The sequence below is a fragment of the Vibrio sp. 11986-1-5 genome (assembly GCF_963878025.1).
Lineage (GTDB): Bacteria > Pseudomonadota > Gammaproteobacteria > Enterobacterales > Vibrionaceae > Vibrio > Vibrio injensis.
Window position 1 is genome coordinate 215,631 of the sequence record NZ_CAWNVW010000050.1, and the last position, 12,430, is coordinate 228,060.

The 12,430-nt window shown below is 44.8% G+C and carries 14 protein-coding genes and 1 other RNA gene; 5 read left to right on the plus strand and 10 right to left on the minus strand.

Annotation, left to right across the window (positions count from 1 at the left end):
* Positions 1 to 11 precede the first annotated feature (11 nt).
* From AACS00_RS12495 to rsmI, 5 genes are all read right to left on the minus strand, one after another.
* Complete coding sequence (locus AACS00_RS12495; protein ID WP_110167620.1) at positions 12 to 1,745, minus strand: penicillin-binding transpeptidase domain-containing protein; 1,734 nt, start codon at positions 1,743 to 1,745, stop codon at positions 12 to 14.
* Positions 1,742 to 2,059: a cell division protein FtsL gene (gene ftsL / locus AACS00_RS12500; RefSeq protein ID WP_072668882.1), complete on the minus strand. Its 318-nt coding sequence runs from the start codon at positions 2,057 to 2,059 to the stop codon at positions 1,742 to 1,744. Before ftsL ends, AACS00_RS12495 begins: the two co-directional genes overlap by 4 nt.
* A 9-nt stretch (positions 2,060 to 2,068) precedes the next feature.
* A complete protein-coding gene (rsmH, locus tag AACS00_RS12505) occupies positions 2,069 to 3,019 on the minus strand; it encodes a 16S rRNA (cytosine(1402)-N(4))-methyltransferase RsmH (protein WP_110167621.1) in 951 nt (316 codons plus the stop codon).
* Between the two features lie 185 nt (positions 3,020 to 3,204).
* An RNA gene (gene rnpB, locus AACS00_RS12510) (RNase P RNA component class A) lies at positions 3,205 to 3,598 on the minus strand.
* Between the two features lie 90 nt (positions 3,599 to 3,688).
* A complete protein-coding gene (gene rsmI, locus AACS00_RS12515; protein ID WP_110167622.1) occupies positions 3,689 to 4,552 on the minus strand; it encodes a 16S rRNA (cytidine(1402)-2'-O)-methyltransferase in 864 nt (287 codons plus the stop codon).
* A 69-nt stretch (positions 4,553 to 4,621) separates the two neighbouring features.
* On the opposite strand from rsmI, the gene AACS00_RS12520 reads away from it, so the two are divergent.
* From AACS00_RS12520 to AACS00_RS12535, 4 genes are read left to right on the plus strand one after another with little or no spacing between them, the layout of a single operon-like run.
* Positions 4,622 to 6,427, plus strand: a complete 1,806-nt coding sequence (locus tag AACS00_RS12520; RefSeq protein ID WP_110167665.1) for a penicillin-binding protein activator — start codon at positions 4,622 to 4,624, stop codon at positions 6,425 to 6,427.
* Positions 6,414 to 6,782, plus strand: coding sequence for a YraN family protein (locus AACS00_RS12525; protein ID WP_072668885.1), 369 nt, complete (start codon positions 6,414 to 6,416; stop codon positions 6,780 to 6,782). Before AACS00_RS12520 ends, AACS00_RS12525 begins: the two co-directional genes overlap by 14 nt.
* A 7-nt stretch (positions 6,783 to 6,789) precedes the next feature.
* Entirely contained in the window at positions 6,790 to 7,380 is a 591-nt protein-coding gene (locus AACS00_RS12530) for a phosphoheptose isomerase (protein WP_004395962.1), read from the plus strand.
* A 3-nt stretch (positions 7,381 to 7,383) separates the two neighbouring features.
* A complete protein-coding gene (locus AACS00_RS12535) occupies positions 7,384 to 7,965 on the plus strand; it encodes a BON domain-containing protein (protein ID WP_072668886.1) in 582 nt (193 codons plus the stop codon).
* Between the two features lie 81 nt (positions 7,966 to 8,046).
* Here AACS00_RS12535 and sspB read toward each other — a convergent pair whose 3' ends face one another.
* From sspB to zapE, 5 genes are all read right to left on the minus strand, one after another.
* On the minus strand, positions 8,047 to 8,502 hold the full coding sequence (gene sspB / locus AACS00_RS12540) for a ClpXP protease specificity-enhancing factor (protein WP_072668887.1): 456 nt from the start codon (positions 8,500 to 8,502) through the stop codon (positions 8,047 to 8,049).
* Positions 8,503 to 8,512: 10 nt separating this feature from the next.
* On the minus strand, positions 8,513 to 9,148 hold the full coding sequence (gene sspA, locus AACS00_RS12545) for a stringent starvation protein SspA (protein WP_004395965.1): 636 nt from the start codon (positions 9,146 to 9,148) through the stop codon (positions 8,513 to 8,515).
* A 244-nt stretch (positions 9,149 to 9,392) separates the two neighbouring features.
* The gene (gene rpsI, locus AACS00_RS12550; protein ID WP_004395968.1) at positions 9,393 to 9,785 is read right to left on the minus strand and encodes a 30S ribosomal protein S9; all 393 of its coding nucleotides are present in this window, start codon (positions 9,783 to 9,785) and stop codon (positions 9,393 to 9,395) included.
* A gap of 15 nt (positions 9,786 to 9,800) precedes the next feature.
* Entirely contained in the window at positions 9,801 to 10,229 is a 429-nt protein-coding gene (gene rplM, locus AACS00_RS12555) for a 50S ribosomal protein L13 (RefSeq protein WP_004395969.1), read from the minus strand.
* Between the two features lie 326 nt (positions 10,230 to 10,555).
* The gene (gene zapE, locus AACS00_RS12560) at positions 10,556 to 11,659 is read right to left on the minus strand and encodes a cell division protein ZapE (RefSeq protein WP_110167623.1); all 1,104 of its coding nucleotides are present in this window, start codon (positions 11,657 to 11,659) and stop codon (positions 10,556 to 10,558) included.
* A 151-nt stretch (positions 11,660 to 11,810) separates the two neighbouring features.
* On the opposite strand from zapE, the gene zapG reads away from it, so the two are divergent.
* The gene (zapG, locus tag AACS00_RS12565; protein WP_072668889.1) at positions 11,811 to 12,251 is read left to right on the plus strand and encodes a Z-ring associated protein ZapG; all 441 of its coding nucleotides are present in this window, start codon (positions 11,811 to 11,813) and stop codon (positions 12,249 to 12,251) included.
* The last annotated feature ends 179 nt before the right edge of the window (positions 12,252 to 12,430 follow it).

A 12,430-nucleotide genomic window follows, 5' to 3' on the forward strand; every position in this document is an offset into this window, starting at 1 on the left:
TTGAATAAACATTAGCGTTGAAAACGATTCTCATCAGGTGCGACATTTAAGATTTGTAACGCCCCTTTGATAATTTCAGCGAACACTGGACCAGCAACAGCACCACCATAGTAAGTATCCCCTTGCGGCTCATTAACCATGACCACCAGAGCAATACGAGGGTTACTGACCGGAGCTACACCAGCGGTATAGGCAAAGTACTCATCACTGTATCCACCAGCGACGGCTTTACGTGATGTCCCCGATTTAGCCGCAATTCGATATCCCGGAACCGCAGAACGTACCGCCGTACCGCCCGGCTGAGTAACGGTTTCCAGCATCTCTAATACTTGTCTGGCGTATTTTTCTTCGACGACTCGCTGAGATAAGTCTTGACGATTACTATCAATTAAATAAATCGGTTGATAAACACCAAGATTACCTAATGTCGCATAAGCATGCGCTAATTGAATCGGTGTCACCGATAAACCATAACCGTAAGCTAATGTGGCAATTTCAAAAGGAGACCAGCGGCGGCGATTGGGGAAAATACCACTGCTTTCTCCGACAAGATTGAGCCCAGAAACTTCACCAAGCCCAACCGCACGATACATATCTAAGGTATCTTCTAAAGGCATATCCAGTGCTAATTTAGCCACACCGATATTACTCGACTTTTGTAAAATTACCTGCAAACTGGCTTTTCCGACCCGAGAAACATCTCGCACTCGGCTCCCACCAACTTGCATAATCCCATTACCCGTATCAATAATGGTATTTTCATCGGCGGTTCCATTGGCTAACGCCGCAAGGACGACAAACGGTTTAACGGTTGACCCTGGCTCAAACGCATCAGTAATCACTCGATTGCGCATTTGAAAACTTTGCCAATCGCTACGATTATTAGGGTTATAAGAAGGGGCATTCACCATCGCTAGCACCGCTCCGGTTTTTACATCAAGCATCACCGCAGAAGCAGAAGTGGCGCGATAATCGGCCATCGCTTGTTTTACCGCACGAAAGGCAATAGCTTGCAAACGCTGATCAATGGTTAATTGCAGGGGTTTGCCTTCTTCCCGCTGTTCAAGAGCAATATTTTCAACTACTCGACCATACCGATCGCGGCGAATGATGCTTTTACCAGCCTCACCGGTCAGCCATTTATCATAGCTACGTTCAACCCCTTCCAAGCCATGACCATCAATTCCGGTCACGCCGATCAGATGCGCACTGACTTCTCCTGCCGGATAGTAACGACGTGATTCTGATTTAAGACCAACCCCTACCAGTTTAAGCTCGCGAATGTACTTAGCCATTGCCGGACTCACTTGGCGCTGCAAGTAAACAAAACGGCGCGTACTGTTATCTTGAATTTTTTGCAGCATGGCTTGCCTATCTAGCCCCAACACATCGGCTAATGCGTGCCAACGTTCAAGCTCGTTAAAGCCACCCTCTCTAAAAATCACTAACGGATCCGCCCAGACGGCTTCGACCGGTACGCTCACCGCCAGTGCCTCACCATTTCGGTCTGAAATAATCCCGCGTGCGGAATGCAAAGTCAGCGCACGAATCGATCGTAGATCCCCTTGCCGGATCAAATTGTCCGGTTCAATCACTTGAATAAACGCAAGCCGAGCGATCAGTAAGCCAAAAATCAGCACCACGAAGGAGAGTAATAAATATAAACGCCAGTGGATCAAAACGGGCGGCGTTGACTTAGTCGGTGAGCTAGCGGCTAGCGCTGTTTTGGTCGGCTGTTTACTCATTTAAGCTTAATCACTACTTCTTTATCGGCATCTGGGCGCTTCATCTCTAATTCACGACTGGCAACATCTTGCACTCGACTATGCTCAGACAGCGCCGTCTCTTCTAAAATTAAATTACGCCACTCATTATCCAGATAGTCACGTTGCTGCATGGCCTCATTTTTTTCGGCAATCGCTTGACGAGTATGATGGGTGGTAAACACCACGCCCATTGCAGTAGCAAAAATCATTAATAACAAACACAGGGGTAATCGACCGACCGTAAACAGGTCAATCACAATCAATTTAGCAAGATTTGGCTTAGAGACAGACATAGTGAATAATTACAACTTTTCTGCAATTCGTAATACTGAGCTACGAGAACGCGGATTGAGCGCCACTTCGTGATCGCTTGGCTTAATCGCTTTCCCCACGGCTTTCAATTTTGCGCTGCCTAAGGCTTTAATTTGATCTTGCGTCAGTGGTAAGCCATGTGGCACATCGGGGCCTTTACTCTCTTTACGAATAAAACGCTTAACCATACGATCTTCTAACGAATGGAAACTGATCACCGATAAACGTCCTTGCGGCGCTAAAATCGACGCAGCTCCCTGTAAAGCGATATCAATTTCTTCTAATTCACTGTTAATGTAAATACGAAAAGCTTGAAAAGTCCGGGTCGCAGGGTGTTTTTTTTCTTTAAAACTTTTTGGTGCCGCTTCCGAAATTAACTTTGCTAACTGACTGGTTCGAGTCAGTGGCTCGTTGTCTGGATTGTCACGATAAGCAACGATCGCTTTAGCAATCCGTCTTGCGTGTTTATCTTCGCCAAATTCACGAATCACCCAAGTAATATCATCCAATTCTGCGCTTAATAGCCACTGCGCAACCGAGACTCCTGAATTAGGGTCCATGCGCATATCCAACGGACCATCTTTCATAAAACTGAATCCACGCTCAGCATCATCAAGTTGCGGTGACGACACCCCTAAATCAAATAACACCCCATCAACCTGACCTTGCAAATTATAACGCTGGGCATACTCTGCAATGCCAGAAAAAGGGCCATGAATGATGGTAAACCGTGGATCATCAATTTTACTTGCCTCAGCAATGGCTTGAGGATCGCGATCAATACTGTATAAACGCCCTTCTGGACCTAATTGAGCTAATATCGTACGGCTATGACCACCGCGGCCAAAAGTCCCATCGATATAAATACCATCGGGTTTGATCGCCAATCCATCGATGGATTCATGAAGCAGCACTGATACGTGTTGGAAAGATTCAGTCATAATATTCTCGTTTCGCTGAACAAAGCGCGATTGATGCGTCGTTAGTGTACCGTTTTCACACTCGACCGCTACCCATAAGCATAGACAGGACGTGACATTGCGCTAAGTTTAATGGTTTTGCTATCAGCTAAGTCAATAAAAAGCAAAAAACCCATCATAACCGCGAAGCTATGATGGGCCTGAAAAGGTGGAGTCGACATATAAGCCGGGTTCTGTTCCGCTTGCGCGGCGGTAGCCATTCCTCTAGGCCAGCAATCGCTCACTGGCTCAAGCAACCTACCCGCCTCCTAACGCGAGCAACGTTATGTGGAAGCCTATTTGGTCTTGCTCCGGGTGGAGTTTACCTTGCTACGAACTGTTGCCAGACGCACGGTGCGCTCTTACCGCACCCTTTCACCCTTACCTGATCCCCAAAGGGCCATCGGCGGTCTTCTCTCTGTTGCACTTGTCGTAGGCTTGCGCCCCCCAGGCATTACCTGGCACCCTGCTCTATGGAGCCCGGACTTTCCTCCCCCTTATCAGTCTCCCTAACACAAGGTTAAGGGACGTCAATAAGGCAGCGGCTACCCAGTCAACTCCGGTCACGGATTCTATAGATAAGCATCGTGACTGTCTAGCACCAATCTCGAACCGGCCAAGAATTCGATACAATCGCTCAAAAAGCCTGCATTAGCTTAAGTTTTCAAGCCCCCACTTATACAGAGCATTTTTCTTCACGTTATAGATTTCTGCGGCTAAAGCTGCCGCTTTTTTTAAGGGTAACTCTTTACTTAGAATGCTCAAACTTCTTAATGCCTCTTCCGGTAAGGCTTGATTCGATTCTTCTCTGCTACCATGAATTAATAAGACCATCTCTCCGCGTTTGCGATTTTCATCTTGATTAATCCACTCAATCAACTCGCCAAGCGGCAACCCTTGGATGGTTTCAAAGGTTTTGGTGAGCTCACGAGCCAATACCACTTGACGATCTGGGCCTAAAATTTCCAACATATCCTGCAGCGATTCATTGATTCGATGCGGAGATTCATAAAAAATACACGTTCGCTCAACTTTGGCTATTTCTAAAAACTTATCTTTGCGCCCTTTACTTTTGGCTGGCAAAAAACCTTCAAAACTAAACCGATCCGAAGGTAAACCAGAAGCACTCAGTGCCGTAATCACCGCACAAGCACCAGGAAGAGGGACAACTTTAACACCCGCTTGACGACATTGATTGACTAAGTGGTAACCTGGATCACTGATCAGCGGTGTACCAGCGTCCGAAACGAGCGCTATCGACTGGCCAGATAATAATTTATCAACTAATGCTTGAGCTTTGTGCTGTTCATTGTGATCATGCAAAGCGAACGTTTTAGTTTGGATATTGAAGTGAGCAAGCAGTTTACCTGTGTGACGTGTATCTTCAGCGGCGATAATATCGACCTGAGCAAGGACATCAAGGGCGCGTTGGGTGATATCCCCTAGATTGCCAATTGGCGTCGGGACAATATAGAGGGTTGCTCCCTCTGCGGACACGGTTTTGTTATCTGTCATTTGTTTACCATCACTTCAACGATTAATATAGAGACAATTTTACACGGAATAATGAAAGAACCCATGGCTATGAAAAACCATCAGAGATGCAGTGTAACACGCTTACTCACTCCCGTTGCATTGGCAATCATGCTAGCGGCTTGTTCAACTACACCGTCAGTACCAACGTCTGTACAGATCACCGATAAACCACAACTATCGGCCCAAACCTATTTAATGCGCGCCGATAGCAGCCAAGGCAGCTTACAAAATGACTGGCTCATCATGGCACTCAAAGCTGCTGTGGCCGACAACGATTCCGCACAGGCAGAATTATTGATTCGCCGTATATCAAAACAAACTTTGAGTGAGACTCAGCAGGCAGAGTGGCAACTCGCTCGCGCTCAGTTATCGTTTAATCAACAGCAATATCAAACGGTCTTATCGCGGCTCAGTTTCCCTACTGATTGGCGCTTAGACCCACTACAATGGCAGAAGTACTATCAACTGAGAGCGGACAGTTTGCTTGCGCTGGATCGTGCCTTTGACGCGAATCGGGAACTCGTTGGGTTGTATGAACATTCGACGTCTGACCAGCAATCAATCATCGCACAACAAATTTGGCAGAATTTTGATGGCTACTCTAGCTCAACCATTACAACACTAAGCACTGGAGCAGATGAAGAGATCCTCGATGGTTGGTTGCAACTGGCTATCTATGTCAAAACGCTCGGTAGCGATTTACCACAATTAAAAAATACCTTAGAAAAATGGTTGAAAGAGAACGCTTCACACCCTGCGGCTCGTTATACACCTCAAACGATCAGTGATATTTTAGCATTAGATCTCGTGCAACCAACGCATACCGCCTTACTCCTACCGCTCAGTGGTCGTTTTACCAAGCAAGCAGAGTTAATTCGCGACGGTTTTATCATGGCAATGATGAACGATCCTCAACGTGATCCACAAGCGACTCTCACTATTTTGGATACCAATACGGAAAGCTTAGAAAAAGTTGATGCAATTTTGGCAGAAAAAAAGGTTGATTTTGTCGTTGGCCCACTGATTAAAAGCGATATCGAAAAGTTACAAGCTTTTCAGAAAAAACGCGGCCAAGCAATTCCAACCTTAGCACTGAATATTCCGGACAACATTGAGCAATCAAGTAATACTTGTTATCTCACTCTCTCTCCTGAGCAAGAGGTCGCGCAAGCGGCGAAATATTTGTTCAATCAAGGCTATCGATACCCATTAATTTTAGCACCACAAGGTAGCTATGGTGATCGCGTGGTAGAAGCTTTCAATCAAGAGTGGCGTCAATACAGTACCAATAAAGTCGCGGTGAACCTATTTGGTGACAAACGACAGTTACAACGCAATATCAACAACGTTTTTGGTCTTCAAGCAAGCCAACAGAATATTGCCCAAATGAACTCATTATTGGGTATTGGTTTAGAGAGCCAACCACGTAGTCGACGCGACATTGATGCCGTTTATATTGCTGCAGGTATTGCTGACCTCACGTTGATCAAACCTTTTATTGAAGTAGCGATCAACCCAGATACGCGTCCACCTAAACTATTTTCTAATTCAAACAGCAACAGCGGAGGTCGTCAATTTGAGGATCTCACTGGGATCACTTATAGCGATATTCCACTGTTGATAGAGTCTGGTAACCCTGTTGCCACTCAAGCGGCTGAACTTTGGCCACGAACGTCCAATGCTGATCGTCGCTTGCAAGCACTCGGGATGGATGCCTATCAACTGATGCTTGAACTCCCACAGATGAAAGTGGTCAAAGGATACACAATTTCAGGCCAAACAGGTGTACTCGGCATTGATGACAACTGCGTCGTACTGCGTGAAATTAGCTGGGCAGAGCATGGGGCTCTTTAGTCGCCGAAATACGGGACAGCATTATGAACAAGTAGCGGCTGATTACCTCGGTCGCCACTCTTTACGACTACTCGAAAAAAACTTTACCACTCGTGCTGGAGAAATTGATCTGGTGATGCGCGATAATGCTTGCTTAGTCTTTGTCGAAGTAAAATATCGTAAAAATCAATCTTACGGCCATGCTGCCGAAATGGTCACTTCACAGAAAAAAACACGCTTGATCAAAGCCGCGAATTGGTGGATGCTCAAGCACGGACTCAGTGTCGATAATACCGATTTTCGTTTCGATGTCGTAGCCATTCATGACAATGGTCAACACATTGAGTGGATAAAGAACGCAATAACCCAAGGATAATCAATCAATGCTCGATAGCATTAAAGATAGCTTTACCGAAAGTATTCAAATTCAAATTGCCGCCGCCGAGGCCTTGCCAGATGCGATTATGCACGCCGCGCAAGCAATGGTTGTCACGCTACTGAATGGTCAGAAAATTCTTTGTTGTGGGAATGGTGGATCTGCCGCTAATGCTCAGCAATTTGTCTCTTGTTTACTGAATCGTTTTGAGACTGAGCGTCCCAGCTTACCAGCCATGGCGCTGACCGCCGACAATACGACATTGACCGCCGTCGCCAATGACTACCATTATCAAGAGATTTTCTCCAAGCAAGTCCGAGCGTTTGGTCAAGCGGGAGATGTACTACTGGCCATATCTACCAGTGGTAATAGTAAAAACATCATCAAAGCGATGGAAGCAGCGGTGACACGCGACATGACAATCATTGCCTTAACCGGTAAAGATGGTGGAGAAATGGCGGGGTTGCTTGGGGAAAATGATGTTGAGATTCGCATTCCTTCCCATCGCACTGCTCGTATTCACGAAGTACACATGGTCACTTTACACTGTTTATGTGACTTAATTGACCAAGTGTTGTTTCCAGCTCACGAAGAGTAACTCATGAAAAACATCCGGTTCAACTTACTGCCTTTACTTGCTCTAGTGTTTATCTTACCGCTCTCTGGCTGTGCTGGTTTTCTAGTGGCTGGAGCCGCTGCAACGGTTAACATTGCAACAGACCCTCGTTCAACCACTGAGCAATGGCAAGATAAAAACCTTGAATTAGAAATTACAGGCTTGAGTAATAAGCCCCCTTTTCGCAGTCAAATGCGTATCACGGCAAGCTCATTTCGAGGTACGGTAGTATTGATTGGCCAGTCACAAACGAGTGATCTGCTCGAGCAATTTATTGGTCAAGTCGAGCAATTAAAAGGAGTGAACCACCTACATAATCAAGTGAAAATACAGCCACCGTTAACCGTAGGCCAGGTCAGTAATGACAGCTGGATCACCACCAAGGTCAAATCAGCCTTGTTGGCTAAATCAGAGCTGCGCGGCGTGAAAGTCTCAGTAATCACTGAAAACAGAGAAGTGTTTTTACTCGGTTACGTCACTCAAGAGCATGCAGAAATAGCGACGGATGTTGCACGTCATGTATCAGGGGTTAAGCAAGTCATCAAAGCGTTTGAATACGCAGATTAACACTTAATTAATCAAGCCATCGTATCAATAAAAAAAGCAGCGTTACCGCTGCTTTTTTTATTGTCTTTCATCATCGAAGGTTTATTTGACCACTCGAAGGCTTGGTCTACCTTGAGGTTTTGATGGTTCGGTGTCAGTGGATTGTTCATCAGCACCACTGTCTTGAGCTGCTACAACGCTCTCTGCAACCTCCGTCAGCTTTTGCTGATAAGCAGGCTCAGGTTCAAACATGGTGCCAGCACCGTTCTCACGAGCATAAATGGCTTGAACCGCATAAAGTGGAACAATCACTAAATGAGGACGCCCGCCAAAACGAGCACTGAACGTTACCTCATCATCACCTAACTCTAAATTACCAACCGCGCGAGGGGCGACATTAAGAATGATCTGTCCATCTTGGACAAACTCCATCGGTACCCTTACCCCTTGCAAGGTAGCATCCACCACTAAATGTGGCGTTAATTCATTGTCTAGCAACCAATCATAAAACGCACGAAGCATGAAAGGTCGACGAGGTGTCATTTTTTCAATATCCATAACACACCGATTAACGCGACAAACGCATCTCACGCTCAGCTTCTGTCAAAGAGGCTAAGAATGAATCACGCTCAAATACACGATTCATGTAGACTTTTAATTCTTTTGAACCTGGACCAATTAATTCAATGCCTAAGACTGGTAAACGCCATAGTAATGGCGCGAGATAGCAGTCAATTAAGCTGAATTCTTCGCTCATAAAGTATTCGTATTCGGCAAATACAGGGGCGAGCGTTAATAGGTCATTACGCAGTTTATTACGAGCCGCTTCCGCTTCACTAGCATTACCACGAATCACTTTATCCGCCAATGAATACCAGTTTCTTTCGATACGATAGATCATTAAACGACTATTACCACGAGCGACCGGATAAACAGGCATCAAAGGTGGATGAGGAAAACGCTCATCTAGGTATTCCATAATGATTTTTGAATCGTACAGCGCAAGCTCACGATCAATCAGCGTTGGGACCGACTTATAGGGATTCAGTTCGATAAGTTCAGCAGGCAGATTATCTTCATCAACCAGTTCAACTTCAACACTGACACCTTTTTCAGCCAGCACAATACGTACCTGATGGCTATACATATCAGACGCACTCGAAAATAGAGTCATCACAGAACGTTTATTGGCAGCTACAGCCATGGAGCCCTCCAGCACACACTTACAAGTATAAAAACAATGGAGGCTTAGCCTCCATTGATGATTCGAATAATCAAAAATTAGCATGGCATAATAGCATATTTAGTGCTCATCACGCTAATGTTCTTTCTTAACCGCAACTCAACTCGCCAACCAGCCAGTTCTTACCGACACAAAAAAGCCCAGCAAATGCTGAGCTTTTTGAACCACAATCCAGCCGAAGCTGAAGGATAATCTTTGAAAAAGATTAACGCTTAGAGAATTGAGGTTTACGACGAGCTTTACGTAGACCAACTTTCTTACGCTCAACGCAACGAGCGTCGCGAGTAACGTAGCCAGCAGCACGTAGTGCAGGACGTAGTGATTCATCGTACTCCATAAGAGCGCGAGTGATACCGTGACGGATAGCACCAGCTTGACCAGAAATACCACCACCTTTAACAGTGATGTATAGGTCAAATTTCTCTGTCATTTCAACTAGCTCAAGTGGTTGTTTAACCACCATGCGCGAAGTTGGACGACCGAAGTATTCATCAAGACTGCGCTTGTTGATTACGATGTTGCCGCTGCCTGGTTTAATAAAAACACGTGCAGCTGAGCTTTTGCGACGGCCAGTGCCGTAGTATTGATTCTCTGCCATTTCCGAAATCCCCAATTAGATGTCTAGTACTTTTGGTTGTTGAGCAGCATGGTTGTGCTCAGCGCCAGCGTAAACTTTCAGCTTACGGTACATAGCACGGCCTAGAGGACCACGTGGAAGCATACCTTTAACCGCTAGTTCAAGAACCATTTCTGGCTTACGATCGATCAGTTTTTCAAAGCTGATTGATTTAAGTCCACCAGGGAACTCAGTGTGACGGTGGTAGATTTTACCTTTAGCTTTGTTACCAGTTACAGTAACTTTCTCCGCGTTTACAACGATGATGTAATCACCAGTGTCAACGTGTGGAGTATATTCAGCTTTATGTTTGCCACGTAGGCGAGATGCAATTTCACTTGCAAGACGGCCAAGAGTTTTACCTTCAGCGTCTACAACGTACCAGTCGCGTTTTACAGTTTCTGGTTTAGCAACGAAAGTTTTCATGCTAATAATAACCCGTTAATTAAAATTTACACTTAAAGGAGCATTTGCTCCCACTGTCTAAGAGCCCAGACATCACCCCTTCGAGTGGATGGCACTCTGGCCTAAAAGGCCGCAGTAACGGTGGGTTGCAGGATTATAGAGAAGAGAGCGGAAAAAATCACCTTTTTTTGCTTAAAATCACAAAAAACTCTGCTAATCATCATGCTATCTCGAAAATCAGCCAATAAAAAACCAATCACCTAAGTTACAGTGAAGTATTGTCGATTGGTCATTTCTAGAATAATCAATATATTAATAACCAGATTGATGGAATTACTAAAGGCTTATTAAGGCAAATGCGCTTTTGCCAGATACTCATGGCTTTGCATTTCAATCAACCTTGACTGACAACGTTTAAACTCAAAACGTAACCGTTCTCCATGATAGAGATCGTCTAACTTAACCTGAGCAGAAATAATCAATTTGACATGGCGCTCATAAAACTCATCCACTAAAGCAATAAATCGTCGCGCCGCATCGTCCGCAAGAGGCCCCATCTGCATCACCTCAGCAAGTAAAACGGTGTGATATACACGAGACAACTCGATATAATCATTTTGACTACGAGCCGTTTGGCACAGTTGAGCAAACGTCGCATACAATACCCCATCACTGGCTTTTATGACGTTTAATTGGCGATGATTGATGGCTATTTGCGTCTGGCACTCTTTATCGCTGCTGACTAACTGAGTGTAATACTTATCGAGATTCCGCTGTGCTTGCTCGTCCAAGGGAAAATGATAAATTTCGGCTTGCTTTAGTGTACGTAAACGATAATCAACGCCGCTATCAACGTTCAGAACATGGCAATGCTGCCCAATCAATTTGATAGCTGGTAAAAAACGAGCTCGCTGCAAGCCATTACGGTATAGCTCCTCTGGTGGGATATTCGAGGTTGCAACCAAAACCACACCGCGAGCGAACAGTCCTTGCAATAAAGTGGCTAAGATCATCGCATCGGTAATGTCTGAGACAAAAAATTCATCAAAGCAGATCACCACGGCTTCTTGGCTAAATTTTTCAGCCACCGCTTCAAGAGGATCGCTGATTTCACCCAATTGCTTTAATTCATCATGCACACGATACATAAAACGATGAAAATGAACGCGCATTTTCTTTTCGGTCGGTAAGGCATCAAAGAAAGTATCCATAAGATAGGTTTTCCCTCGCCCAACACCACCCCAAAAATAGAGCCCTTGAGGCACGGTCATCGTCGGTGATTTAATACCCAACCATTTTTTCCAAAGCGGAGGTCGAACCACCGGTTGATTAATAAAATCACATAACTGATGATAGAGCAGATCCAGCGCGTCGACGGCGAGAGCTTGCGCGGCATCGTATTGAAAACCTGAGCGTTTTAAATCTTGTTCGTATCGCTGTTTCGGTGTCATGATGGTTTACTGTGTCTCTAGAGAATAAAAACTGCCTTCAGGCGTACATGCATTTTGCTTTATCGAATTTCGCTCTCATAGTAACATGTCACTACAGCATGTGTAACTAACCCGTAAAAAACATGTTAAATAACAACAATAAGGAGTCGTTATGCCTTGGATTTATGCCGTAGTAGGCCTAATAGTAGGGATGGTTGTCGGAGTCGTTATTGCACGTTTGACTGCTGACAACTACAAAAACCAAAAGTCATTGCAAAAAGAGCTGGATAACGCAAAATTTGCGATGGATCAACAGCGCCAAGAGCTGGCTGATCATTTTGCTCAAACGGCAGAAATGCTCGATGCACTTGGTAAAGACTATACCAAGCTCTATCAACATATGGCAAAAACTGCGACAGACCTGCAACCTAACCTACCAGAACAAGATAATCCGTTTATAAAAAAAATGGCTCAACATAAAGACAATGAGCCAAAACAAGAACTCGTTGAACAACCGCCTAAAGATTATGCTCAAGGAGCAACCGGGTTATTAAAAAATGAACCAAAAACGATCCTACGTTCATCCGATGTGATTCACAGTAAAGTCAATTAACCCTTTTGCTGCCAAACCGATTCATCAGGAGAATTCGCTTAGTATTGAAGATTAAATTCGCAACACAATGATGAACTTTGTAAAGGTTTTTAAGTCATAACTTTCACTCAGCCTATTGAAGTTTTTTTGTTCAAGACAAATATTACTTTCATGAAGCATTTATTTACGAGGATTGTTAC